Origin of the sequence: Burkholderia sp. DN3021, assembly GCF_049805555.1 — a bacterium.
Taxonomy (GTDB): Bacteria; Pseudomonadota; Gammaproteobacteria; order Burkholderiales; family Burkholderiaceae; genus Burkholderia; species Burkholderia pyrrocinia_C.
Map to the genome: position 1 here is coordinate 1 of NZ_JBNCAB010000097.1, position 25,177 is coordinate 25,177.

Below are 25,177 nucleotides of genomic sequence, written 5' to 3' on the forward strand. Positions count from 1 at the left end.
TTTTTTTTTTTTTTTTTTTTTTTTTTTTTGGGGGGGGGGGGGGGGGGCGGGGGGGTGGGGGGCGGCGCCCGCCCCCGCGGCCGGCGCGGGCTTGACGTGCTGCGCATGACCCGACATCCCTGACATGCCGGGCATGTCGTCCATCGAATCCATGCCGGCCATGCCCTCATGACCGGCATGCTGCGCCCACGCGGTGCGCGCGAACAGCGACGCGGCCGCGACACCGATGGCGCGCGACAAGAAGGTTCTCCGTATCATCAATCGTTCCTCGTTATCCATGCTGCGTCGCGCGGCAGCCGCGACGCCCGCGCCGGCCGGCTCGAATGCCGATGCGCGACGCGAAACCTGATGCCCGCGTCATCATAACCGCGAGCCCCATCGAAACGCGCCGCCGCCGGTCGGCCGGCAATACGCCGCAGCGCGCGCTGCCGCACCGAATTCGATACGCATCGGCCGGCATCATCGAGCAGCGCTGTACGCCGGTTCACCGGCGACCGCCGCCGCCACTCATCCGCTCCGATTACGGACTCCTGGCCACCGCCTGGCGCCTGCCGTTCGTCCCTGCATTGGCGCTCGCCGCGTCATCCCCCGCGAAACCGCAAATATTTCACGATGCGGAACAAGTCTCTGCGTTGTAAAAATTCGTGGTGCAGGGCACAAATTTCCTGTTTCGCGATGCCAAAAAACGTTCCGCAATACAAAACGACAGAAATAACGCAATGTTTTTAAACGAGATTTTTTGTTTCGAGAAGCTGTTCTACACGCACCATCCGACTGGGTCGCGGACGTAGACTTTGTTTCATGCACCGACGCTTCGCCACGACGTTCGATACGGAACCCGGCGCAAGCAGCCAGTCGGGCCATGGCCGGCCGAGCCGGCAGGCGGCACAACAGAATCGCATGTGATCAGAAAGGGAGAACGGAAATGAAGGGATTTCGCTTTGGTTCAGCGCTCGGGTCGTTCTACATCCTGCCGGGTAACGGCGGCTGGGAAGCGACGTTCGGCAACGCCCTGCTCGGCGCGTTCTCGTGCCCCGAAGTGGCAGCCGACCACATCTCCCGCGGCGACTGCCCGCAACTGTCCGACATGGACACGGCGACGCTCGAAGTACCGCACGAAATCGCCGAGTGGGAAATCGTTCACGTCTGAATGGCAAGCCTGCAACGAAAAACGCCCCGGCGTCCGGGGCGTTTTTCTTTTGCGGAGAGCGGCGGACGGTGAAACCCGCCGCGCCGACGCCCGCATTGGCCCGCGCGATTGCGCGGCCGGCGTCAGGCGACCGCGTCGACGATGCCGTTCAGCGTCGCGCTCGGGCGCATCGCCTGGCTCGTCAGATCGACGTTCGGACGGTAGTAGCCGCCGATGGCCTGCGGCTTGCCCTGCGCAGCCGCCAGTTCTTCCAGGATGCGCGCTTCGCTGCCAGACAGCGCCTTCGCCACGCCTTCGAACTGCGCCTTCAGCGCGGCGTCCTCGGTCTGCTCGGCGAGCGCCTGCGCCCAGTACAGGCACAGGTAGAAGTGGCTGCCGCGGTTGTCGAGGCCGCCGACCTTGCGCGCCGGCGACTTGTTCTCGTCCAGGAACTTGCCGGTCGCCTGGTCGAGCGTCTTCGCGAGCACGACCGCCTTCGGGTTCTGGTACGCGTGGCCGAGGTGTTCGAGCGACGCTGCCAGCGCGAGGAATTCGCCGAGCGAATCCCAGCGCAGGAAGCCTTCCTCGACGAACTGCTGCACGTGCTTCGGCGCGGACCCGCCCGCACCCGTCTCGAACATCCCGCCACCGGCCATCAGCGGCACGATCGACAGCATCTTCGCGCTGGTGCCGAGCTCCATGATCGGGAACAGGTCGGTCAGGTAGTCGCGCAGCACGTTGCCGGTGACCGAGATCGTGTCCTTGCCCGCGCGGATGCGCTCGAGCGAGAAGCGGGTTGCGTCTTCCGGCGTCATGATGCGGATGTCGAGGCCGTTCGTGTCGTGATCCTTCAGGTAGCGTTCGACCTTCGCGATGATCTGCGCATCGTGCGCGCGCGCCGGATCGAGCCAGAACACGGCCGGTGCACCGGTCGCGCGGGCGCGGTTCACCGCGAGCTTGACCCAGTCCTGCACCGGCGCGTCCTTCGTCTGGCACATGCGCCAGATGTCGCCCGACTCGACCGCGTGCTCGAGCAGCACGTTGCCGGCTTCATCGGTGACGCGCACGACGCCGTCCGACGGGATCTGGAACGTCTTGTCGTGCGAACCGTATTCTTCGGCCGCCTGCGCCATCAGGCCGACGTTCGGCACGCTGCCCATCGTGACCGGATCGAATGCGCCGTGCTGCTTGCAGTCCTCGATCACGGCCTGGTAGACGCCCGCGTAGCAGCGGTCCGGAATCACGGCCTTCGCGTCGTACAGCTCGCCGTCCGGGCCCCACATGCAGCCCGACTCGCGGATCATCGCCGGCATCGACGCGTCGACGATCACGTCGCTCGGCACGTGCAGGTTCGTGATGCCCTTGTCCGAGTTGACCATCGCGAGGCGCGGGCGCACCGCGTATTCGGCCTTGACGTCGGCTTCGATCGCTTCGCGCGTGTCGGCCGGCAGGTCCTTCAGGCGCGCGTACAGATCGCCGATCCCGTTGTTCGGGTTGAAACCGACCTGCGCCAGCACGTCCGCGTGCTTCGCGAGCGCGTCGCGGTAGAACACCGACACGAAATGGCCGAACAGGATCGGATCGGAGACCTTCATCATGGTCGCCTTCAGGTGCACCGAGAACAGCACGCCCTGCGCCTTCGCATCGGCGATCTGCGCTTCGATGAAGCTGCGCAGCGCGCTGCGGCTCATCACCGATGCGTCGATGACTTCACCGGCCTTCACGGCCGTCTTTTCCTTCAGCACCTTCTTCGCGCCGTCGGTCGTCGTGAGTTCGATCTTCACGCTGCCCGCATCGGCGATCAGCGCCGACTTCTCGCTGCCGTAGAAGTCGCCTTCGCTCATGTGCGCGACGTGCGCCTTCGACGTGGCCTGCCACGCACCCATCTTGTGCGGATGCTTGCGTGCGTAGTTCTTGACCGACAGCGGCGCGCGGCGGTCGGAGTTGCCTTCGCGCAGCACCGGGTTCACCGCGCTGCCTTTGATCTTGTCGTAGCGGGCCTTGACGGCCTTTTCCTCGTCGGTCGACGGGTCTTCCGGATAGGCCGGCAACTTGTAGCCCTGCGCCTGCAGTTCGGCGATCGCGGCCTTGAGCTGCGGCACCGACGCGCTGATGTTCGGCAGCTTGATGATGTTCGCTTCCGGCTTCAGCGTGAGCTGGCCCAGCTCAGCCAGATCGTCGGAACCCTTCTGCTCCGGCGGCAGGATGTCTGCGAATGCCGCGACGATGCGGCCGGCGAGCGAGATGTCGCGCGTTTCGACGGCGACGCCGGACGAACGCGTGAATGCCTTGACGATCGGCAGCAGCGAATAGGTCGCGAGCGCGGGCGCTTCGTCGGTGAGGGTATAGATGATCTTGGGCGAAGTGGACATGGTCGATGCGTTGCTACGTGAATATTGGAACTGAAGATCGCCGGCAGTAACCGGCGGAGGGGCGACCGGATCGGTCGCGAATGGGGCCGCGCCGGCTCAGCCGGGCGGTGGTATTGCGAGGGCCGTCATGTTCTACCTTGCAGGGCATCCGGGCCGCATCGCGGCGCCGCGGCCCGCATGCCGGACCGCCCTGCCAACAAACCTGCCATCCACGAAACGCCCCGGCGCCGGCAGGTGGCGCCGGGGCGGCCGGAAACGCTCCGGCCCACCCCGGAAGGGGCTTACATGTTCTCGATCAGCACTTCGCCGAAGCCCGAGCACGACACCTGCGTCGCGCCTTCCATCAGGCGCGCGAAGTCGTACGTGACGCGCTTCTGCAGAATCGACTTCTCCATCGACGCGATGATCGTATCGGCCGCTTCCGTCCAGCCGAGATGGCGCAGCATCATTTCCGCCGACAGGATCTCGGAACCCGGGTTCACGTAATCCTTGCCCGCGTACTTCGGCGCGGTACCGTGCGTCGCCTCGAACATCGCGACCGAATCCGACAGGTTCGCGCCCGGCGCGATCCCGATGCCGCCGACCTGCGCGGCCAGCGCGTCGGAGATGTAGTCGCCGTTCAGGTTCAGCGTCGCGATCACGTCGTATTCGGCCGGACGCAGCAGGATCTGCTGCAGGAACGCGTCGGCGATCGAATCCTTGATCACGATCTCGTTGCCCGTCTTCGGGTTCTTCACGCGCATCCACGGGCCGCCGTCGATCAGCTCGCCGCCGAATTCCTTCTGTGCGAGCGCGTAGCCGGCGTCACGGAACAGGCCTTCCGTAAACTTCATGATGTTGCCCTTGTGCACCAGCGTGACCGACTTGCGATCGTTGTCGATCGCATACTGGATCGCCTTGCGCACGAGACGCTCGGTGCCTTCGGTCGACACGGGCTTGACGCCGATCCCCGAGGTTTCCGGGAAGCGAATCTTCTTCACGCCCATCTCGTCCTGCAGGAACTTGATCACCTTCTTCGCCTGCTCGGAGCCCGCGGCCCATTCGATGCCCGCGTAGATGTCTTCCGAGTTCTCGCGGAAGATCACCATGTCGATCTTTTGCGGCTCGCGCACCGGCGACGGCACGCCCTTGAAGTACTGGACCGGGCGCAGGCACACGTACAGGTCGAGTTCCTGGCGCAGCGCGACGTTCAGCGAACGGATGCCGCCGCCGACCGGGGTCGTGAGCGGCCCCTTGATCGACACCACGTATTCCTTCAGCACCTGCAGCGTTTCGTCCGGCAGCCACACGTCCGGACCGTACACCTTCGTCGCCTTCTCGCCCGCGAAAATCTCCATCCAGTGGATCTTGCGCTTGCCCTTGTAGGCATGCGCGACCGCCGCATCGACGACCTTGATCATGACCGGCGTGATATCGAAGCCCGTACCGTCGCCTTCGATATAGGGAATGATCGGCTGATCGGAAACGTTGAGCGAGAAGTCCTTGTTGACGGTGATCTTGTCACCGCCTTCCGGAACCTTGATGTGCTGATACGGCATGATCGACTCCAGTGACGTGGCTGAGCAGGTGATGCTGGTCGAAGCTGCGCGCGCGGCGGGGGCGCGGCATGGCCACCCCGTGACGGCAACAGCGAGCCGCTATTCTAGCGCCCCAACCGGGCACTTCGGCATGAAGCGCGGCACTGCGTATCAAGACCTCACTTATGTCTTATATAAGACAGAGGACTTGCCGTTCCGTATTATGCATTAAGATTCCGCCATTTGCCATAGACCGCCCTGCCCGCTTGCTGCGGCCCGCCGGGCGGGCGCCCCGCCATGAACCTGATCGCCCTCAACAAGCCGTTCGGCACGATTTGCCAGTTTTCCGCGCACGAGACGCGGCCGTCGCTCGGCGACTGGGTAAAAACGCCCGGTGTCTACGCGGCCGGCCGGCTCGACGCGGACAGCGAGGGTTTGCTGCTGCTCACCGACGACGGCGCGCTGCAGGCGCGCATCGCAGAGCCGCGCCACAAGCTCGTCAAGCGCTACTGGGCGCAGGTCGAAGGTGCGCCCGGCCCCGCCGACCTGAAGGCGCTCGCGCGCGGCGTCGATCTTGGCGACTACGTGACGCGCCCGTGCCGCGCCGAATTCATCGAGCCGCCCGACGCGCTGTGGCCGCGCAACCCGCCGATCCGCTATCGTGCCGCGATCCCGACCACGTGGATCGAGCTCGCGATCACCGAAGGCAAGAATCGGCAGGTGCGCCGGATGACGGCGGCCGTCGGCTTCCCGACGTTGCGTCTGGTGCGCGTCGGCATCGGCGCGCTGGATATATTCGCGCTCGGCATTGCGCCAGGCGAAACAATCGCACTGCCGCCGCGCGCGCCGTGGGACGGTTTCGCGCCCGCCGGATGACGGATTCGGGACGCACGATTTTTTTCGTCGTCTTTTTCGTCAACCACCTGCAAAGATCGCGCGTTAAACCACGCAGATGCCACCCTGAGCTATCCGGTATCGGCAGCCGAACGTGTTTGCGTCACGAAAGCGACGTCTTTTTCGAATACGATTCGGCGCCCGCAGCGCAATGAGAAATTTCTCGAAGCGTCTGTCAACCGAAAGGTGGATGGCACCGTTAGACGTCATGACTCCTATGCCGGGTCATTTGGTTAATTAACTAAAGCTGAGGAACACAACATGAACAAACTGATCGCCGCTCTGGTCGCTGGTCTCTTCGCAACGGCTGCTTTCGCACAAGCTTCGGCTCCGGCCGCTCCGGCTGCTGCTGCTCCGGCAGAAGCTGCTTCGGCACCGGCTAAGAAGGCAACGCACAAGAAGCACCACGCTGCGAAGAAGCACCACGCTGCGAAGAAGGCAGCTAGCGAAGCCGAAGCCCCGGCAGCTGCTTCGAACTAAGCAAGCAAGTTGTAATAACGCAGTCAAGAACACGCAGTCTTGCCGTTCTTACGGCGTTGAAAGGCAGATCACCGCAAGGCGATCTGCCTTTTTCTTTTTTGTGCCCGCCGGCGCGCATCGCGTACCATGCGGGTCTCGTTTTCCAGATAGGAGCCTTGCTGTGCAATTCTCCCTGCGCTCGTCGCTCGGCCGCCTTGCGCGCGCCGCCGTGTTTCCCGCCGCGCTCGCCGCCCTCGCGCTCGGCATGCAGGCCGCCAGCGCGCAGATGCCGCCCGGCGCCAAGCAGCCGAGCGAGTTCCCGCACGTGAAGCTGCGCGCCGGCATGTACGTGATCGACGCGGCCGTCGCCGCGAACGACGCCGACCGCGAACAGGGGCTGATGTACCGTTCGCAGCTCGCGCCGAACGAAGGCATGCTGTTCGTGTTCAACGAGAATGCCGTGCACTGCTTCTGGATGAAGAACACGCTGATCCCGCTGTCGATCGCGTTCATCCGCGCGGACGGCACGATCACCGACATCGACGAGATGAAGGCAGAGACGACCGACAACCACTGCCCGCGCAACAACGGCGTCTATGCGCTCGAAATGAGCAAGGGCTGGTTCGCCGCGAAGGGCATCAAGCCCGGCATGAAGCTCGAAGGCCTGCCGAAGGCCCAGTAACGGCGGTCCACGGCCTCGCGCCGCGCCCCGACCGAAGCCGGCTGCCCGTTGCGCGCCGGCTTTTTTTTCGCCTGCGGGCGGCGCTGCCCGGCTTGATTCCGCCAGCGCTGGCCGCATCTGCAAAAGCCACGCGCAAGCGCTATGCTTTAAGTCTCGCTTGTTCCAAACCCGGGCCGGCCCAGCCTGCCCGCTTACGATCCGAACCACCAGGAGGTTCACGTGCCCCGCAAAACCCCCATCGAGCGCTATCGCAATATCGGGATCAGCGCTCACATCGATGCCGGCAAGACCACGACGACCGAGCGCATCCTGTTTTATACCGGCGTGAGCCACAAGATCGGTGAAGTGCACGACGGCGCGGCCACGATGGACTGGATGGAGCAGGAGCAGGAACGCGGCATCACGATCACGTCGGCGGCGACCACGGCCTTCTGGAAAGGCATGGCCGGCAACTATCCGGAACACCGGATCAACATCATCGATACCCCGGGCCACGTCGATTTCACGATCGAGGTCGAACGCTCGATGCGCGTGCTCGACGGCGCGTGCATGGTCTACGACTCGGTCGGCGGCGTGCAGCCGCAGTCCGAAACCGTGTGGCGCCAGGCGAACAAGTACAAGGTGCCGCGCATCGCGTTCGTCAACAAGATGGACCGCGTCGGCGCCGATTTCTTCCGCGTGCAGCGGCAGATCGGCGAGCGCCTGAAGGGCGTCGCCGTGCCGATCCAGATTCCGGTCGGCGCGGAAGATCATTTCCAGGGCGTCGTCGATCTCGTGAAGATGAAGGCGATCGTCTGGGACGACGAAAGCCAGGGCGTGAAGTTCTCGTACGAGGAGATCCCCGCGAATCTCGTCGAGCTCGCGCACGAATGGCGCGGGAAGATGGTCGAGGCCGCGGCGGAAGCGAGCGAGGAACTGCTCGAGAAGTACCTGCACGACCATGAGTCGCTGACCGAGGACGAGATCAAGGCCGCGCTGCGCAAGCGCACGATCGCGAACGAGATCGTGCCGATGCTGTGCGGCAGCGCGTTCAAGAACAAGGGCGTGCAGGCGATGCTCGACGCGGTGATCGACTATCTGCCGTCGCCGGTCGACGTGCCTGCGATCCTCGGCCACGACTTCGCCGATCCGGAAAAGCCGGCGGAACGTCATCCGAGCGACGACGAGCCGTTCTCGTCGCTCGCATTCAAGATCATGACCGACCCGTTCGTCGGCCAGCTGATCTTCTTCCGCGTGTATTCGGGCGTCGTCGAATCCGGCGACACGGTGCTCAACGCGACGAAGGACAAGAAGGAACGGCTCGGCCGGATCCTGCAGATGCACGCAAACGAACGCAAGGAGATCAAGGAAGTGCGCGCGGGCGACATCGCGGCGGCCGTCGGCCTGAAGGAAGCGACGACGGGCGACACGCTGTGCGATCCGACCAAGCCGATCATCCTCGAGAAGATGGAATTCCCGGAGCCGGTGATCTCGCAGGCCGTCGAGCCGAAGACGAAGGCCGACCAGGAAAAGATGGGCCTCGCGCTGAACCGCCTTGCGCAGGAAGACCCGTCGTTCCGCGTGCAGACGGACGAAGAGTCCGGCCAGACGATCATTTCGGGGATGGGCGAGCTGCACCTCGAAATCCTGGTCGACCGGATGAAGCGCGAGTTCGGCGTCGAAGCGACGGTCGGCAAGCCGCAGGTCGCGTATCGCGAGACGGTGCGCACGACCGCGTCCGACGTCGAGGGCAAGTTCGTCAAGCAGTCGGGCGGCCGCGGCCAGTACGGCCATGCGGTGATCACGCTCGAGCCGAACCCGGGCAAGGGCTACGAGTTCCTCGACGAGATCAAGGGCGGCGTGATTCCGCGCGAATTCATCCCGGCCGTCGACAAGGGCATCACCGAAACGCTGAAGAGCGGCGTGCTCGCGGGCTACCCGGTCGTCGACGTGAAGGTGCACCTGACGTTCGGCTCGTACCACGACGTCGACTCGAACGAAAACGCGTTCCGGATGGCCGGCTCGATGGCGTTCAAGGAAGCGATGCGCCGCGCGAAGCCCGTGCTGCTCGAGCCGATGATGGCCGTCGAGGTCGAGACGCCCGAGGACTTCATGGGCAACGTGATGGGCGACCTGTCGAGCCGGCGCGGCATCGTGCAGGGGATGGAGGACATCGCGGGCGGCGGCGGCAAGCTCGTGCGCGCCGAAGTGCCGCTCGCGGAGATGTTCGGCTATTCGACATCGCTGCGTTCGGCCACGCAGGGCCGCGCAACGTACTCGATGGAGTTCAAGCACTACGCGGAAACGCCGGCCAACGTATCGGAAGGCGTGATCAACGCGAAGACGAAGTAACGCGCCGGGCGCTTGCGCCCTGCCGCATCATGCAAAGCCCGTCCGGTTCCGCCGGACGGGCTTTTTTGTCCGATGCGCACCGCTCGTGGCTTTTGATCGGCCCGCCACGCGTTTTTTTCGCATGCCACAATGCAATGCGATTCGTCTGATGGAACCGTCCCGATGCCGCCGCCCACTTCTGCCCTGCGCCGTCTGCTGATGCTCTACGCCGGCCTGATCGCCGCGAACGCCGCCGTCTGGCTGTGGGCGCTCGCGGTGCTGCGCGACCATCCGCTGCTGCTCGGCACCGCGGCGATCGCGTACGGGCTCGGGTTGCGTCATGCGGTCGACGCCGATCACATCGCCGCGATCGACGTCGCGACGCGCAAGCTGATGCAGGACGGCCAGCGTCCGGTAAGCGTCGGGCTGTTCTTCTCGCTCGGCCATTCGACGATCGTGATCGCCGCGACGCTCGGCATCGCGCTGACCGCGTTCGCGCTGCGCGACAGGTTCGACGCGTTTCGCGAGATCGGCGGCACGATCGGCACGGCGGTGTCGGCCACCTTCCTGCTCGTGCTCGCGTGCGTGAACCTGATGATCCTGCGCGACGTGTGGCGGCGTTATCGCGGCGCGCCGGAGCACGCGCACGGCGCCGCGCACGTGCACCGCCCGGCCGGACTCGTGTCGCGGCTGCTGCGCCCGCTGTTCCGGTTCGTGTCGAAGAGCTGGCACATGTATCCGGTCGGCGTGCTGTTCGGGTTAGGTTTCGATACTGCAACCGAAATCGGCCTGCTCGCGATTGCCGCCGCACAGGCGAGCCACGGGTTGCCGGTCTATACGGTCATGCTGTTTCCCGCCTTGTTCACCGCCGGCATGACGCTGATCGACTCGACCGACAACGTGCTGATGATTCATGCGTACGGCTGGGCGATGGACGATCCGCAGCGCAAGCTGCTCTACAACGCGAGCATCACGTTCGTGTCGGCAGCCGTCGCGCTCGCGATCGGCGGGATCGAGGCAGCCGGCCTGCTCGCCGACAAGCTGTCGCTGACGGGCCCCGTGCGCGACGCGCTCGATGCGCTCGGCGAACGCTTCGGCTCGATCGGCTACGGCATCGTCGCGCTGTTCCTCGTCTGCTGGATCGCATCGATCCTGTTCCACCGCTGGCAGCGCGCGGCCGACGCGCCGGCGCGCTGAGCATCGTTCAGACGTTTCATTTCGGAAACAAAACGCCCACGACGACGTTTCATGCGCCGTCGCATGCATGCGCGCGCCTTGCGCCACGGGCGTAAGCGGCCGCTGGCACGAATCTCGCTGATAGAGCTTCGCACGGCGGGCCCGCGTGCCGATCCGCGTTCGCGGCTGGCTTCAAGGGCCGGCCCGAAGGCAATCGGCCGTCGATAGGACAACGAATCTTTTCTGGCCCCCTGCACCACACGTAGATAGTCGCGCGGCGACGAGGCATCGCGCGCATGGGGAGGCCATGATGCTTAAGACAAGACAGCCGTTCCGCGCGGCGGGACGGTGCTATCGCGCGACCTTGATGGCCGCGGCCGCGTTTGCGTGCTGCTGCTCGTATGCAGTCGCGCAGAACGCAACACCTGACTCTGTGCCCGACGCGGTTGCCAGCGCGGACACCGTCATGACACTGGTCGAGGACGCTTCGTCGTGCGCAGCCAATCCGGCTGCATGCGCGGTGCATGTCTATACCGGCGGTGGAAATGGCGGTCATGCTGCGAGCGGCAGTGGCGGTAGCAGTCCCGGTAGCGGTAGCGGAGGAAATAACGGGAACGGCGCTGTCGGACCTGCTGGTGTCGGCGGAGCGACAGGCGCAACGTCCGGCGGTACGAGCGGTACGGGTCGCGGAGGAAATGCGTCCGGCGACGGTGGTTCGGGTGGTGGCACTTCGGGTGGCGGTACCTCAGGTGGCGGTACTTCGGGTGGCGGTACTTCGGGTGGCGGTACCTCAGGTGGCGGCACTTCGGGTGGCGGTACCTCGGGTGGCGGTACCTCGGGTGGCGGTACTTCGGGTGGCGGTACCTCGGGTGGCGGTACTTCGGGTGGCGGTACCTCAGGTGGCGGCACTTCGGGTGGCGGTACCTCGGGTGGCGGTACCTCAGGTGGCGGCACTTCGGGTGGCGGTACCTCGGGTGGCGGTACCTCGGGTGGCGGCACTTCGGGTGGCGGCACTTCGGGTGGCGGCACTTCGGGTGGCGGTACCTCAGGTAGCGGAGGCCATGGCGGACATGGCGGACATGGTGGCCATGGCGGCGGTGACGGCGGCGGTGACGGTGGCGGTCACGGCGGTGGTGACGACGGTGGTCACGGCACCGGTGGTGGCCATGGCGATGGTGACGGTGGTGGCAACGGCAATGGCGGCCACGGCAATGGCAATGGCCACGGCAACGGTGGCGGCAGTCATGGCGACGGTGACGGCGGTGGCCACGGCAACGGTGGTCACGGCACTGGCGGCGCGGGTAACGGTGGCGGAAACGGCAGTGGCGCTGGCGGCAACGGTGGCCACGGCAATGGCGGTGGCAACGGCACTGGCGGCGCGGGTAACGGTGGCGGAAACGGCAGTGGTGCCGGCGGCAACGGTGGCCACGGCAATGGCGGCGGCAGCGGCACTGGCGGCTCGGGTAACGGCGGCGGCAACGGCAGCGGTGCCGGCGGCAATGGTGGCCACGGCAATGGCGGCGGCGGCAGCACTGGCGGCTCGGGTAACGGCGGCGGAAACGGCAGCGGTGCCGGCGGCAATGGTGGTCACGGCAATGGCGGCGGCAGCGGCACTGGCGGCTCGGGTAACGGTGGCGGAAACGGCAGCGGTGCCGGCGGCAACGGTGGTCACGGCAATGGCGGCAACAACGGCACTGGCGGCTCGGGTAACGGCGGCGGTAACGGCAACGGCGCTGGCGGCAACGGTGGCCACGGCAATGGCGGTGGTAACGGCACTGGCGGCTCGGGTAACGGCGGCGGTAACGGCAGCGGTGCCGGCGGCAACGGTGGCCACGGCAATGGCGGCGGCAACGGCAATGGCAACGGCAGTGGTGGCGCCGGCAATGGCGGTGCCAACGGTGTCGGCAATGGTAGCGGTACTGGCAACGGCAATGGCGGTGGTCACGGCGGATCGTCCGGAGGCAACCACTGACCGGAAGCGTTGCCCGGCCGGGTGCCGTCAGAGCATCTCGAGCGCGCGCTTGGTGCGCGGCGCACGGAAGTACGCGTCAAGCTGCGCGCGCTCGTCATCGCTCAACACGAAATCGAGCGCGGCACGGTTGTCGCGCACATGTTCGATCCGCGATGCCTTCGGGATCGCGAACACACCCGGCTGCGCGAGCACCCATGCCAGCGCGACGCGCATCACCGACACGCCGCGTTGCCGCGCGATCTCGTCGAGCGGCGAGCGCTTCGGCAACCGTCCGTGATCGACCGGGCTGTACGCCATCGCCGGCATCCGGTGTTCGGCGAGCCACGGCAGCAGGTCGAATTCCGGGCCGCGCCGTGCGATGTTGTAGAGGATCTGGTTGGTCGCACACGCGCCGCCGCCCGCGTCGTCGACGAGCTCGGCCATGTCGGCGGTATCGAAGTTGCTCACGCCCCAGTGACGGATCTTGCCCGCGCGTCGCAGCGCCTCGAAGCCCTCGACCGTCTCCTCGAGCGGCACCGAACCGCGCCAGTGCAGCAGGTACAGGTCGAGCCGATCGGTACGCAGGCGCTTGAGGCTCGCGTCGCACGCGGCGACGACGCCGCGCCGGCTCGCATGGTGCGGGTAGACCTTGCTGACAAGGAACACGTCGTCGCGCAGGCCGGCGAGCGCCTCGCCGACGAGCGCCTCGGTCGCGCCTTCGCCGTACATCTCGGCGGTGTCGACCACCGTCATCCCGAGTTCGACGCCTTCGCGCAGCGCGGCGATCTCGTCCGCGCGGCGGGCCGGCCGCTCGCCCATTTCCCAGGTGCCCTGGCCGAGCTTCGGAATCGTCTCGCCGTCCGGCAGGACGACCGTGGCGATCGTGTCTGTCATGCGCTCCTCGCTGCGGATTCGTGGCCGCGCGCCGCGGCCGAAGCATGGAATACGATGCATCAGTGTAGTCAATCGGCGCGGCACCGGCCTGTTGCAAGGCAAAAACCGGCTATAACGGCGCCGCATGATGACTTAGAATGGCCGCAATCTGATCGATACCCATTCCATGAAGGCACCCACGGACGACCGCTGGCAGGACCTGCGCCCCGACCCCGACAACGACACGCCGCTCTACCTGCAGCTCGCCCGCAAGCTCGGCGACGCAATCCACGAGAACCGCTGGACGGCCGGCGAGGCGCTGCCGTCCGAGCGTGTGCTGTCCGATGCGCTCGGCGTGTCGCGCATCACCGCACGCAAGGCGATCGCGCTGCTCGTCGAGCAAGGCTTGATCCGCCGCACGCAAGGCGCGGGCAATTTCATCCAGCCGCGCTACGAAGATCCGCTGTCGCGGCTGTCGAGCTTCAGCGAAATGCTCGAGCGTCGCGGCTTCAAGCCGAGCTCGCAATGGATCGCGCGCGAGATCCAGCCCGCGAACCGCGACGAGGTGATCCAGCTCGGACTGTCGCCAGCCGCGTCGGTTACGCGCCTGAAACGCCTGCGCCTCGCCGACGGCATCGTGATGGCCGTCGAGAACTCGACGTTCCCCGCGACGCTGATTCCCGATCCGCAGGCGATCGGCGGTTCGCTGTACAGCTATCTCGAAGCGCGCGGCACGCCGATCGTGCGCGCGCTGCAGCATTTCCGCGCGGTCAACGCGACCGACGAGATCGCCGAACAGATGGGCATCGCGCCGCACGACGCGCTGCTGCTGATCACGCGGATCGGCTATACGTCGGACCAGCGCGCGATCGAGCTGACCGATACCTACTGCCGCAACGACTACTACGACTTCGTCGTCGAGCTGCGCAAGTAACGCAAGCCGCGCCGCCGGCGCTCACAGCCAGCTCGCATCGTCGGTGCCGAGCGGCACGGGCGGCCGCGCGAACGACGGCGGCGTCGCCGACAACCGCTCGGCCGGCCGCACGGCATCGATCGTGCCAAACGGCGATGCGATGCGATCGATCCGCTCACGCACGTCGGCAGCCGCGAGATCGGGCGCCTGCAGGCCGTCCGGCACGGCGCCGAACGACTGCAGCCAGCGCCCTGTCTGCGCGAGCGACAGCCGCACGTGCCAGCTTCCCCCTTCGCGCGCCCGGCGCGCAAGCGCGATCATCGCGCCGAACGCCGCGAGATAACCCGTCGCATGATCGAGCGCCTGGCACGGCAGATGGCGCGGTTCGTTCGCGTGCGCGGCCTGCTGCTCCTGCAACGCGACCCCGCTCGCCGACTGCACGAGGCTGTCGAAACCGCGCCGCTTCGCCCATGGCCCCGCGTGCCCGTATGCGGACACCGACACGCACACGATGCCGGGCCGCAACTCCGCCAGCGCCTGCGGTGCGAAACCGCGCGCCGCGAGCGCGCCGGGCCGGTACGACTGCAGGAACACATCCGCGTCGCGTGCGAGTGCGTGCAGCGCATCGACGCCAGCCGCATCGCGCAGGTCGATCCACGTCGAACGCTTGCCGCGCCCGTTGTCGATCACGAGCGGCGCGATGTTCGGCAGGTGCGGGCCATTGACGAGCAGCGTCTGCGCGCCGTGCGACGCCAGCGTGCGGCCCGCGACCGGCCCCGCGATGATGCGCGTGAGATCGAGCACGCGCACGCCGGCGAGCGGCTGGCCGGCTTCGCCGCGGCCGATCGGCTCGACCGGCGCGTCGCCGATCCGCTCGATCTCGAACAGCGGCAGCGACGCAATCGCGCGCGCCTGCTCATGCGCCGCCCATTCATCAGGTGTTCTGATCAATGCCGCGCACAGGCCGGCCTCGGCCAGCGCGGTATCGAGCGCCGCGCCGTCCCACGAGCGGATCGCCGCGGCGACGTCGGCCGGCTGCGCGCCGCAACCGAGCACGTCGAGGATCCCGTGCAGGTGATGCGGAAAATTCGCGTGCAACTGGATCCAGCGCCTGTCGCGCGTCTCGAAGAAGCCCGTCACCGGGTGACGCAACTCCGGCGGCGGGCCATCGTCCACGCGCAGGTAGCGTTCGCTGCGGAACGCGACCAGCGCGTCGCGCACCGACACGTCGACGGATTGCGCGACGCCGGTGCGAAGCCGGTGGCATTCGGCCGCCGCGAGCCCGGCGGCTGCGATCGTCGCCGCGGCGAGCGTGCCGACATGGAACGTCGACGGTAGCGTCGGGTCCCGGCCCGTCACGGTCGCGCGGGCCAGCGCGTCGCGGTCGCCGTGCGCGAGTTGCCACAGATGGGTCAATGCGAGTTCGGGTGTCATGGTGAAGTGAGCGCCTCAGCGTCGGAGGGGAGACGGAATCGAGTCTAGAATTCGCGACAGGCGCGATCAATCTTGATTGCGAGAATCAATACATAACGAATAGTTGTAGCGGGGCTGCGCTTCATGCGCCCCGACAGGAGCGACCGGCATGACATCCCTCAGCGCGCAGGAAGCCGCCGGCACCCTCGGCGTCAGCGTGAGCACGCTCTATGCGTATGTGAGCCGCGGGCTGCTGCGCTCGCTGCCCGACGGCGCGACCAAGCGCCGCCGCTACGACGCGGACGAGGTGCGCCTGCTCGCGCGCCGCCGCGCCGACGCGAAACGCGCGGGCGGCGTCGCCGAGCGGTCGCTCGACTGGGGCGTGCCGGTGCTCGAATCGCGGATCACGCAGATCGCCGACGGCCGCCTGCGCTACCGCGGCGCCGATGCAATCGCGCTTGCCGACGGGGCGACGCTGGAACAGACGGCCGCCAGGCTCTGGGAGTGTTCGCCCGCGCGGCTTGCCGCAGCATCGCTCGCGTCGACCGGTTTCGACGCCGCGCAGTGGGACGACTGGGCGCGCCGCTGGGCGCATCTCGCGCCGCTCGAACGCACGCTGGTGCTGTTGCCCGCCGCGGCCGCGACGCTGCCGCGCCTGTGGGCGCAGGGGCGCGACGCGCAGCTCGATTCGGCCGCGCTGCTGCTACGCGTCGCGACGGCCGCGCTCGCCGGCATCGCGCCGGGCGACGCGCCCGTGCACCGGCAGCTCGCTGCCGCATGGCGCGTGCGACGGCGCGACGAAGCCGACCTGCTGCGCCGCGCGCTCGTGCTGTGCGCCGATCACGAACTGAATCCGTCGACCTTTGCGGTGCGCTGCATCGCGTCGACCGGCACTCACCTGTTCGGCGCGATCGCGGGCGGGCTCGCGGCGCTGTCGGGCCCGCGTCACGGCGGCGAAACGTTCCGCGCGGGCACGCTGCTCGACGAAGCGGCCCGCGCCGCCGACCTCGATCGCTACCTTGCGCTGCGGCTGACGCACGACGAACGCGCGGACGGCGGCCGCACGGCCCTGTCCGGTTTCGCGCACCCGCTCTATCCCGACGGCGATCCGCGCGCGCTGGCACTGCTCGACGCACTGCACGGGGCGGTACCCGACCGACCGGCGCTGCACATGGCGCGCGCGCTCGCCGCGCGCGTCGAAGCGGCAACGGGCCTGCGGCCGGCAATCGATTTCGCGCTCGCGGTGCTGGAGCGCACGCTCGCGCTGCCGGACGGCGCGGCGTTCACGCTGTTCGCGGCCGGCCGCACGGCCGGCTGGATCGCCCATGCGCTCGAACAATATGCGGACGGCAAGCTGATCCGGCCCCGGGCGCGCTACGTCGGCAGCGACGCGGCCGCGTGACGACGGCTGTCGCGCCACGCGACGAGCGGCCGCCACCACGCCTGCGCGGCGCGCACGGCCGGCACCGCGAGCGGACCGAACGCGAACGTCGCGCCGTGCGGCCCCGCGCTGACCCACACGCGCATGCCGGACATCAACGTCAGCGAATCGCCGGCAGCGAGCCAGTAGTCGTCGGCCCGGCCCTCGACGGTCACCCAGACGTCGCCCTCGGCCACCTCGAGTACGGTGCGATCGACGATCCGCCACCGTCCGGCCGGCTCGTCACCGTCCATCACGTAGAGTCGCAGTTCGCGCATGGCAGCCTCCTGGTCGCACGGGTTCGATGGCACCAGTATTTCGGACAGTGACAGCACACGGACAGATACGGCTACAGACACTTTCGGCTGAACTGTACTGGTCAACCGACGGGGACGGGCATCCGCCGGCCGGACTTCGCGTTGCACCGAAACTGCACGGCACGGCGGCTTTCCCTACAATGGCGGCTGTCCCGCGCCACCGCCCCGTCTTCATGTTCCAAAGCCCGCCCGCCGCCGCTCCCGGCGAAAAGAACCTCACCGTGATGCTCTGGCTCGTTGCGACGGGCTTCTTCATGCAAACGCTCGATGCGACGATCGTCAACACGGCGCTGCCGTCGATGGCCGCGAGCCTCGGCGAATCGCCGCTGCGGATGCAGTCGGTCGTGATCGCGTACTCGCTGACGATGGCGGTGATGATCCCCGTGTCGGGTTGGCTCGCCGACACGTTCGGCACGCGGCGCGTGTTCTTCAGCGCGATCCTGGTGTTCTCGCTCGGCTCGCTGCTGTGCGCGAACGCGCATACGCTGACGCAGCTCGTCGCGTTCCGCGTCGTGCAGGGGGTCGGCGGCGCGATGCTGCTGCCGGTCGGGCGGCTCGCGGTGCTGCGCACCTTTCCGGCCGAACGCTACCTGTCCGCGCTGTCGTTCGTCGCGATTCCCGGCCTGATCGGCCCGCTGATCGGGCCGACGCTCGGCGGCTGGCTCGTGAAGATCGCGTCGTGGCACTGGATCTTCCTGATCAACGTGCCGGTCGGCGTCGCGGGCTGCATCGCGACCTTCTATTCGATGCCCGATTCGCGCAACCCTGCCGTCGGCCGCTTCGACCTGAAGGGCTATCTGCTGCTGACGATCGGCATGGTCGCGATCTCGCTGTCGCTCGACGGGCTCGCCGATCTCGGCATGCAGCACGCAGCCGTGCTCGTGCTGCTGATCCTGAGCCTCGCGTGCTTCGTCGCGTACGGGCTGTACGCGGTGCGCGCGCCGCAACCGATCTTCTCGCTCGAACTGTTCAGGATCCACACGTTCAGCGTCGGGCTGCTCGGCAACCTGTTCGCGCGGATCGGCAGCGGCGCGATGCCGTACCTGATCCCGCTGCTGCTGCAGGTGAGCCTCGGCTACTCGGCGTTCGAGGCCGGGCTGATGATGCTGCCGGTCGCGGCGGCCGGAATGTTCTCGAAGCGGATCATCACGCGGCTGATCACGCAGCACGGCTACCGCAAGGTGCTGCTTGCGAACACGATCATGGTCGGCGTGATGATGGCGAGCTTCGCGCTGATGCGCGACACGGTGCCCGTATGGGTGAAGGTCGTGCATCTCGCGCTGTTCGGCGGCTTCAACTCGATGCAGTTCACCGCGATGAACACGCTGACGCTCAAGGATCTCGGCACGGGCGGCGCGAGCAGCGGCAACAGCCTGTTCTCGCTCGTGCAGATGCTGTCGATGAGCCTCGGCGTCACGGTCGCCGGCGCGTTGCTCGCGACGTTCACCGGCATGCTGCGCACCGTGACGCCGAGCAACACGCTGCCGGCGTTCCATGCGACGTTCGTCTGCGTCGGGATCATCACGGCCGCGTCCGCGTGGATCTTCGCGCAGCTCGCGCCCGAGATCCGCAGCACCGCGCGCAAGACCGACCCGTCCGAGCGCGCGTGACGCGCGGCGCGCGCCGTTTCGGGCACCGCACCGCCACCGCGCGCACCATCGCGGTGCAGCCCGCCCCTGCGATGCGCGCGGCGATATCCCGTCCACCGGCCGCGACGGGCCGCCGCATGAGGCACGATGCCGTGCACGCTTCTTGCTCGCCTATTCTCTAGGTAAACTGGCAGTCCTCCTTCGGCCGACATCATGAGCATGATCGAAATCGATCCCCCAGGCTTTCAGCCGCCCCGCCCCGTCGCCGGCGACGACGGGAACCGGCGCACCGTGCTGTACGGCGGCTATACCGTGTTCAGCGTGTTCCAGCCCGTTTTCTCGGTGTCGCACCGCCGCGCGATCGGCTATCACGCATCGCTGCGCGCGCACGACGAGGAAAGCCGCCAGGTGGCGTCGCACGAGGTGTTCACGCAGGCGGCACGGCGCGGCGACCTGCTCGAACTCGGCCGGCTCGCCGAATCGCTGCATCTCGGCAACTTCCACGCGTTCGACAGTCACGACGAATGGCTTTTCCTGAGCCTGCATCCGGCCGCGCTGATGGACACCGTCTACGGCGACGCGCTGCTCGCGAACCTGAAGGCGCTCGGGCTGCCGCCGCACCGCGTGGTGCTCGAGGTGCCCGAGCAGGCGGGCGGCGAGACGCCGCGCTACGCGGCGATCGTCGACGGGCTGCGCAAGGCCGGCTTCCTGATCGCGCTCGGCGGGTTCGGCGCGAAGCATTCGAACATCGACCGCGTGTGGCACCTGCATCCCGATATCGTCACGCTCGACCGCGGCATCCTCGCGCAGGCGAGCGAGCACTCGCATCTCGAACGCGTGCTGCCGGGGCTCGTGTCGCTGCTGCACGAATCCGGCCAGCTCGTGCTGATGGGCGGCCTCGCGACCGAGCGCGACGCGCTGATCGCACTCGAGTGCAACGTCGATTTCGTGCAGGGCCAGTATTTCGCGGGGCCGAGCGTCGACCCCGTGCAACCGCAGGCTGCCGCGGGCTGCATGGATACGCTGTCGGCCGCGCTGCGGCTGCGCGTCGCGCGACGCGAGCGCACGCAGGCGGAACGGCTCGCACCGTATGTCGCCGCGCTCGAGGAAGCGAGCCGGAAGCTCGCTGCGGGCGAATCGCTCACCGATGCGGCGGCCGCCGTGCTCGGGCTGCCCGAGACCGCGCGCTGCTTCCTGCTCGATGCATCGGGGCGCCAGATCGGCGACAACGTGCTCGCGCGCGGCAGCGTGTCGCAGCGCGCCAAGCGCTTCCGGCCACTGCTGCATTCCGAAGGTGCGAGCTGGGAGCGCCGCCCGTACTTCATCGACGCGATGCGCGCGCCGGGCCGTGTGCATCTGACGCCGCCCTACCTGTCGATCAACGAGGCGCACCTGTGCGTGACCGCATCGGTCGCCGCGCCCGCCGCGGCCGGCATGCAGGTGCTCTGCGTCGACATCAACTGGGAAGCGGCGCTCAACCGCGAGTGAACGCGACCGCGCGCCGCCTTCACGCGGCGGCGGCCGCCTTGCGCACGATCAGCCGGTGTACGCGTTTGCCGGACGACGCGCTGACGACTTCATGTTCGTCGATCACGTGCATGCCGGCGCCGAGCGCCGCGTGCATCCGCGCCGAATCGAGCGGCGTATAGAGGCGGCCGCGCTCGTCGCGCAGCGCGCCGTTTCCGGCCACCCGCCAGCTCAGGTACAACGTGCCGCCCGGCATCAGGAGATCGGCCAGCCGTGCGGCGGCGGCCGCCGCGTCCGCCTGTTCGAGGTGCATGACGACCGTCTCGCACAGCACGTTGCGAAACGCGCCGGACGGCACGCCGGCCAGCGCCGGCAGTGCGGCCAGCTCGAAGCTCAGGTCGGGATGGCGCCGCCGCGCCTCGTCGAGCAGCGCGGCACTCGCGTCGTAGCCGCGTACGTCGAAGCCGCGCGAAGCGAGCCAGGCCGTGTCGCGCCCCGCTCCGCAGCCGACGTCCGCGGTCGGCCCCGGCGAGAAATGCTGTTCGAGCAGCGCGTACATGTCGTCGGGCGCGGCCTGGTCGAGCCAGTCCTGCGCATATTGCGCGGCATGGGCATCGTAGGCGTCGAGAGTCGGGCGATCCACCATGGCGATTGCTCCGCATAGGCGTCGTATGACGCACCCCGCATCTTAGCCGTTGCGCCCCGCCTGTGGCGTCGCGCGCGGCCCACGCAACGATGGGGCTAAGCCGGCCCTACGCGGCTCGCACTTCGCTTGCGAGCGGATCGAGTCAGACATGCGAGCGTGCGCCGCCGTGCACGGGCCCGGCCCGCCGCTCGACTTCGCGGCGCACGTCGCCGCGCAGCCCCGCGAAGAACGCAACTTCGGCGACCACGAACAGCGGCCCGACCATCAGGCCGACCAGATCGTCGACGAATGCGGGCTTGCGCCCCTCGAACCAGTGCCCGACGAACTGCACGATCCAGCCGACGACGAACGCACCGATGCCGATGCCGAGCCATTGCGCGGTCGGCAGCAGCGCGAGCGCCTGCGCGGCCCACATGCCGAGCGCGAACAGCACTGTCATCACGATCCCGAACCGCAGGTCGAGACGCAGGTAGAACACCGCGAACGCGACGGCGAGCAGCAGCGCCGGCGACAGCGCGATGCCGGCCAGCATGCCGATCGCCGGCCGCGACAGCAGCACCTCGACCGCGAACACGATCATCGGAATGCCGACCAGATGCGTCGCGATGTTGCGCGCGTCGCGATGGTAGGCCGCATACTGGGAAAGATGGTCTTCGAGCGTCTTCATCGCGTCTCCTCGTCGGTCGTTGAGCGCTATGATGCGCGTCACGCCCGAGAACCTCTGTCAGCTACCCGACATCGCGTGCCCATGCCTTCGTCGCTCGCCCCTACGTGCCGCAGATCGAGGCGAACCCGTGGTTCGCCGCGCTGCCGCCCGCGTTGCGCGCGGACCTGCTCGGCCGTGCGGCGCTGCGCCGCCTGCCGGCCGGCCACGCGCTGTTCCGGCGCGGCGACCCGCCGTGCGGGCTGTACGCGGTACTGGCCGGTTCACTCACGATAGGTGCGGTCGATCCGCAGGGCAAGGAAGCGCTGCTGACGGTCGCCGAGCCCGTCACGTGGTTCGGCGAAATCGCGCTGTTCGACGGCCAGCCGCGCACGCACGACGCGATCGCGCTCGACGACGCGCTGTTGCTGCACGTGCCGCAGGCCGCGCTGCTCGCGATGCTCGACGCGACGCCGCAATACTGGCGGCAGTTCGCGCTGCTGATGGCGCAGAAGCTGCGCCTGAGCTTCCTCACCGTCGAATCGATGAGCGTGATGCCGGCCGCGCAACGGCTCGCCGCGCGCCTGCTGATGATCGCCGAAGGCTACGGCGGCATCAGCGCCGGGCGCACGCGCGTGCGGCTGTCGCAGGAAACGCTCGCGTCGATGCTGTCGCTGACGCGGCAGACCACCAACCAGCTGCTGAAGGCGCTGCAGGCCGACGGTGTCGTGCGGCTGCATGTCGGCGAGATCGAGCTCATCGACATCGACGCGCTGCGTCGCGCGAGCGGGTTGGCCGGCGATACGCACTGAACGTCGCGCAACGGCCGCCACGCGACACCCCGCCGTCGCCGCGTTGCGCTATCGTGTCGGCTCGCTCCGCCCATCCCGTGCCCTGTCTTGAATACATCGACCGTCCCCGCCCCTTTCCGTCGTCCGTGGCCCGTGTTCGTCGCATTCCTGCGGCTCGGCCTCACGTCGTTCGGCGGCCCGGTCGCGCATCTCGGCTACTTCCGCGCCGAATTCGTCACGCGGCGCGGCTGGCTCACCGAGCGCACGTATGCGGATCTCGTCGGGCTGTGCCAGTTCCTGCCGGGACCCGCGAGCAGCCAGGTCGGGATGGCGATCGGCCTTGCGCGCGCCGGCTATGCGGGGATGTTCGCCGCGTGGCTCGGCTTCACGCTGCCGTCAGCGCTGCTGATGATGCTGTTCGCGCTCGGCGTTCACGCGACGGGCGCGCCGATCGAAGCCGGCGCGCTGCACGGGCTTCGCATCGTGTCGGTCGCGGTGATCGCGCAAGCCGTCTGGGGCATGGCGCGCACGTTGTGCCCTGATGCGCGCCGCGTCACGCTGATGGCCGCGGCCGCGTGCGTCGCGCTGCTCGCGCCGGCCGCGTGGACGCAGGTTGCGGTGATCGCCGCGGCCGGTGCGGCCGGTCTCGTCCTGCTGCCGCAGCCGGCGCGCGACGCCCACGAGCCGTTGCCGCTGCACGTATCGCACCGCGCGGGCGTGCTGTGGCTCGCGCTGTTCGCGGCACTGCTCGTCGCGCTGCCGTTCGCGGCACGCGTGCTCCGCTCCGATACGCTTGCCGTCGTCGATGCGTTCTTCCGCACGGGCGCGCTCGTGTTCGGCGGCGGGCACGTGGTGCTGCCGCTGCTGCAGGCGGCCGTGGTCGCGCCCGGCTGGGTCGGCGATTCGGCGTTCCTCGCCGGCTACGGGCTCGCGCAGGCCGTGCCGGGGCCGCTGTTCACGTTCGCGGCATTCCTCGGCGCTTCGCTGCGCGATGCGCCGAACGGCTGGCTCGGCGGCACGATCGCGCTCGTCTCGATCTTCGCGCCGTCGTTCCTGCTCGTTGCCGGCACCGCACCGTTCTGGGAGCGCCTGCGCCGCAGCACGCGCATGCAGGCCGCGCTCGCGGGCGTGAACGCGGCCGTCGTCGGGCTGCTGCTCGCCGCGCTCTATCACCCCGTCTGGACCGACACGATCGTGGCGCCGCGCGACCTGGCCGCCGCGCTCGTCGCGTTCGTCGCGCTGACGTTCTGGCGCGTGCCGCCGTGGGCTGTCGTGATCGCGAGCGCGGCGCTCGGCTGGGTGCTCGGCGTCGTCGGCTGATCCGGCAAGCGCGGCACGATCCTGCCGGGCAAAAACAAAAAAGCCCTCGCAACGAGGGCTTTTCCACGGGGTGCTGCGCGCCGCTACGGCGCGCGACGCACCGGAGGACCTTACGCGAAATTCTTCGCTGCGAAGTCCCAGTTCACGATGTTCCAGAACGCTTCGACGAACTTCGGACGTGCGTTGCGGTAGTCGATGTAGTACGCGTGTTCCCACACGTCGATCGTCAGCAGTGCCTTGTCGGCGGTCGTCAGCGGCGTCGCTGCGTTGCTCGTCGACACGATGTCGAGCGAACCGTCGGCCTTCTTCACCAGCCATGCCCAGCCCGAACCGAACGTGCCGACTGCAGCCTTCGTGAACGCTTCCTTGAATGCGTCGTACGAACCCCACTTCGCGTTGATCGCATCGCCCAGCGCGCCCGTCGGTGCGCCGCCGCCGTTCGGCGACAGGCTGTTCCAGAAGAACGTGTGGTTCCAGATTTGCGCGGCGTTGTTGAAGATGCCGCCCGACGACTTCTTCACGATCTCTTCCAGCGACAGGTTTTCGAATTCCGTGCCCGGGATCAGATTGTTCAGGTTCGTCACATAAGCCTGATGGTGCTTGCCGTAGTGGTACTGGATCGTCTCGAGCGAGATGGTCGGCGCGAGTGCGTCTTCAGCGTACGGGAGCGGCGGGAGCGTATGAGCCATGGCGATTCCTTCGTTGAGTATGTAGGGGGGCTTGTGTTGAATGCTGCCGAGCGTCCGATTGTAGGCGAGGACGAATAACCCCGCAAACTCACGGGCCAATTATCCGCGGTATGCGGAAAAGCGACGTTTGCGCAACGTCCGGCAGGACGAACCGGCGATGCGCAGTATCCATTCCCGCGCGGGACGCGTCCGTTGCGGGACCTTCGTTTCGCTTGCGCCGGTTACGTCAGATCGTATCGGTCAACCGCGGCTGCACGTCGGCGAGCGACACGTCGGCCGAGCCCTCGGCGAGATGCACGGTCAGGCGCCGCTGCGGCTTCAGCGCGCTCGGCGCGCGCACCGCGCGGCCCGTCTGCGCATCGATGAGCGCCGCATAGCCGCGCTCGAGCGTACGCTTCGGGCTCAGCACCTCGAGCCGCGCCGCACAGGCTGACACACGCGCCGTGTCGCGCTCGTGACGGCGCTGCAATGCGAGCGCGAGACGTTGCGACAGCCCTGCGAGCGCCTGGCGCGCCTGTGACGGATCGGGCCGCGCGCGCTGCCAGCGCAACTGCGCGAGCGCGAAGCGCGCGCGTGCGTCGCGCACCGGCCGCGACGCCGCCGACG

Annotated in this window: 23 protein-coding genes and 2 pseudogenes; 14 read left to right on the plus strand and 11 right to left on the minus strand. The window is 67.9% G+C overall.

Features of this window, described 5'->3' with window-relative positions:
- Positions 1-240, minus strand: a pseudogene (locus tag ACPUER_RS31275) (hypothetical protein); the annotation flags it as partial.
- An 89-nt stretch (positions 241-329) separates the two neighbouring features.
- On the opposite strand from ACPUER_RS31275, the gene ACPUER_RS31280 reads away from it, so the two are divergent.
- Positions 330-638 carry a hypothetical protein gene (locus ACPUER_RS31280; protein WP_425132998.1) on the plus strand — a complete coding sequence of 103 codons (309 nt, stop codon included), beginning with the start codon at positions 330-332 and terminating at the stop codon, positions 636-638.
- Between the two features lie 287 nt (positions 639-925).
- Positions 926-1,150 carry a hypothetical protein gene (locus ACPUER_RS31285; RefSeq protein ID WP_034178827.1) on the plus strand — a complete coding sequence of 75 codons (225 nt, stop codon included), beginning with the start codon at positions 926-928 and terminating at the stop codon, positions 1,148-1,150.
- A gap of 122 nt (positions 1,151-1,272) precedes the next feature.
- Here the strand turns inward: ACPUER_RS31285 and ACPUER_RS31290 are convergent, their stop codons facing one another.
- Together ACPUER_RS31290 and icd are read right to left on the minus strand one after the other, a co-directional pair.
- Positions 1,273-3,501 carry an NADP-dependent isocitrate dehydrogenase gene (locus tag ACPUER_RS31290; protein WP_175961888.1) on the minus strand — a complete coding sequence of 743 codons (2,229 nt, stop codon included), beginning with the start codon at positions 3,499-3,501 and terminating at the stop codon, positions 1,273-1,275.
- A gap of 281 nt (positions 3,502-3,782) precedes the next feature.
- On the minus strand, positions 3,783-5,039 hold the full coding sequence (gene icd, locus ACPUER_RS31295; protein WP_034178829.1) for an NADP-dependent isocitrate dehydrogenase: 1,257 nt from the start codon (positions 5,037-5,039) through the stop codon (positions 3,783-3,785).
- Here icd and ACPUER_RS31300 point away from each other — a divergent pair.
- The 6 genes from ACPUER_RS31300 (at position 5,038) to ACPUER_RS31325 (ending at position 10,560) form a co-directional block, all read left to right on the plus strand.
- Positions 5,038-5,250, plus strand: a complete 213-nt coding sequence (locus ACPUER_RS31300; protein WP_034178830.1) for a hypothetical protein — start codon at positions 5,038-5,040, stop codon at positions 5,248-5,250. The two genes, icd and ACPUER_RS31300, sit on opposite strands and share 2 nt — an antisense overlap.
- A gap of 65 nt (positions 5,251-5,315) precedes the next feature.
- Positions 5,316-5,894, plus strand: coding sequence for a pseudouridine synthase (locus tag ACPUER_RS31305; RefSeq protein ID WP_034178831.1), 579 nt, complete (start codon positions 5,316-5,318; stop codon positions 5,892-5,894).
- Positions 5,895-6,173: 279 nt separating this feature from the next.
- Positions 6,174-6,392, plus strand: a complete 219-nt coding sequence (locus ACPUER_RS31310) for a hypothetical protein (protein ID WP_072444916.1) — start codon at positions 6,174-6,176, stop codon at positions 6,390-6,392.
- A gap of 160 nt (positions 6,393-6,552) precedes the next feature.
- On the plus strand, positions 6,553-7,053 hold the full coding sequence (locus ACPUER_RS31315) for a DUF192 domain-containing protein (RefSeq protein ID WP_310142138.1): 501 nt from the start codon (positions 6,553-6,555) through the stop codon (positions 7,051-7,053).
- Positions 7,054-7,272: 219 nt separating this feature from the next.
- On the plus strand, positions 7,273-9,384 hold the full coding sequence (fusA, locus tag ACPUER_RS31320; protein ID WP_175961890.1) for an elongation factor G: 2,112 nt from the start codon (positions 7,273-7,275) through the stop codon (positions 9,382-9,384).
- A gap of 162 nt (positions 9,385-9,546) precedes the next feature.
- Entirely contained in the window at positions 9,547-10,560 is a 1,014-nt protein-coding gene (locus ACPUER_RS31325) for a HoxN/HupN/NixA family nickel/cobalt transporter (protein ID WP_425132999.1), read from the plus strand.
- 1,024 nt (positions 10,561-11,584) lie between these two features.
- Here the strand turns inward: ACPUER_RS31325 and ACPUER_RS31330 are convergent.
- Together ACPUER_RS31330 and ACPUER_RS31335 are read right to left on the minus strand one after the other, a co-directional pair.
- Positions 11,585-12,484, minus strand: a complete 900-nt coding sequence (locus ACPUER_RS31330) for a hypothetical protein (protein WP_425133000.1) — start codon at positions 12,482-12,484, stop codon at positions 11,585-11,587.
- A 54-nt stretch (positions 12,485-12,538) separates the two neighbouring features.
- Positions 12,539-13,384 (minus strand): aldo/keto reductase, encoded by an 846-nt coding sequence (locus ACPUER_RS31335; RefSeq protein ID WP_175961893.1) that lies wholly within the window; start codon positions 13,382-13,384, stop codon positions 12,539-12,541.
- 166 nt (positions 13,385-13,550) lie between these two features.
- Between ACPUER_RS31335 and ACPUER_RS31340 the strand changes: the two genes are divergently transcribed.
- The gene (locus ACPUER_RS31340; protein ID WP_175961894.1) at positions 13,551-14,297 is read left to right on the plus strand and encodes a GntR family transcriptional regulator; all 747 of its coding nucleotides are present in this window, start codon (positions 13,551-13,553) and stop codon (positions 14,295-14,297) included.
- Between the two features lie 21 nt (positions 14,298-14,318).
- On the opposite strand, the gene ACPUER_RS31345 is transcribed toward ACPUER_RS31340, so the two are convergent.
- Positions 14,319-15,710, minus strand: coding sequence for a CoA transferase (locus tag ACPUER_RS31345; protein ID WP_425133001.1), 1,392 nt, complete (start codon positions 15,708-15,710; stop codon positions 14,319-14,321).
- A gap of 148 nt (positions 15,711-15,858) precedes the next feature.
- Between ACPUER_RS31345 and ACPUER_RS31350 the strand changes: the two genes are divergently transcribed.
- Positions 15,859-17,091 (plus strand): citrate/2-methylcitrate synthase, encoded by a 1,233-nt coding sequence (locus tag ACPUER_RS31350; protein ID WP_175961896.1) that lies wholly within the window; start codon positions 15,859-15,861, stop codon positions 17,089-17,091.
- On the opposite strand, the gene ACPUER_RS31355 is transcribed toward ACPUER_RS31350, so the two are convergent.
- Positions 17,064-17,387, minus strand: coding sequence for a DUF2917 domain-containing protein (locus ACPUER_RS31355; protein WP_310142142.1), 324 nt, complete (start codon positions 17,385-17,387; stop codon positions 17,064-17,066). The genes ACPUER_RS31350 and ACPUER_RS31355 overlap by 28 nt on opposite strands.
- Before the next feature lie 212 nt (positions 17,388-17,599).
- Between ACPUER_RS31355 and mdtD the strand changes: the two genes are divergently transcribed.
- Positions 17,600-19,036, plus strand: coding sequence for a multidrug transporter subunit MdtD (gene mdtD / locus ACPUER_RS31360; RefSeq protein ID WP_175961898.1), 1,437 nt, complete (start codon positions 17,600-17,602; stop codon positions 19,034-19,036).
- A 192-nt stretch (positions 19,037-19,228) separates the two neighbouring features.
- Complete coding sequence (locus ACPUER_RS31365) at positions 19,229-20,503, plus strand: EAL domain-containing protein (protein WP_175961899.1); 1,275 nt, start codon at positions 19,229-19,231, stop codon at positions 20,501-20,503.
- Positions 20,504-20,522: 19 nt separating this feature from the next.
- Here the strand turns inward: ACPUER_RS31365 and ACPUER_RS31370 are convergent, their stop codons facing one another.
- Positions 20,523-21,128 carry a class I SAM-dependent methyltransferase gene (locus tag ACPUER_RS31370; RefSeq protein WP_175961900.1) on the minus strand — a complete coding sequence of 202 codons (606 nt, stop codon included), beginning with the start codon at positions 21,126-21,128 and terminating at the stop codon, positions 20,523-20,525.
- Between the two features lie 142 nt (positions 21,129-21,270).
- Positions 21,271-21,795 carry a DUF962 domain-containing protein gene (locus ACPUER_RS31375; RefSeq protein ID WP_425133002.1) on the minus strand — a complete coding sequence of 175 codons (525 nt, stop codon included), beginning with the start codon at positions 21,793-21,795 and terminating at the stop codon, positions 21,271-21,273.
- An 81-nt stretch (positions 21,796-21,876) separates the two neighbouring features.
- Between ACPUER_RS31375 and ACPUER_RS31380 the strand changes: the two are divergent.
- Both ACPUER_RS31380 and chrA read left to right on the plus strand, forming a co-directional pair.
- Positions 21,877-22,583 (plus strand): annotated as a pseudogene (locus ACPUER_RS31380) (Crp/Fnr family transcriptional regulator).
- An 87-nt stretch (positions 22,584-22,670) separates the two neighbouring features.
- Positions 22,671-23,882 (plus strand): chromate efflux transporter, encoded by a 1,212-nt coding sequence (gene chrA, locus ACPUER_RS31385; protein WP_425133003.1) that lies wholly within the window; start codon positions 22,671-22,673, stop codon positions 23,880-23,882.
- Positions 23,883-23,992: 110 nt separating this feature from the next.
- On the opposite strand, the gene sodB is transcribed toward chrA, so the two are convergent.
- Entirely contained in the window at positions 23,993-24,571 is a 579-nt protein-coding gene (gene sodB, locus ACPUER_RS31390) for a superoxide dismutase [Fe] (protein ID WP_011352986.1), read from the minus strand.
- Between the two features lie 226 nt (positions 24,572-24,797).
- Positions 24,798-25,177: exodeoxyribonuclease VII large subunit (locus ACPUER_RS31395; RefSeq protein WP_425133004.1), on the minus strand; the 380-nt coding region annotated here is incomplete at its 5' end.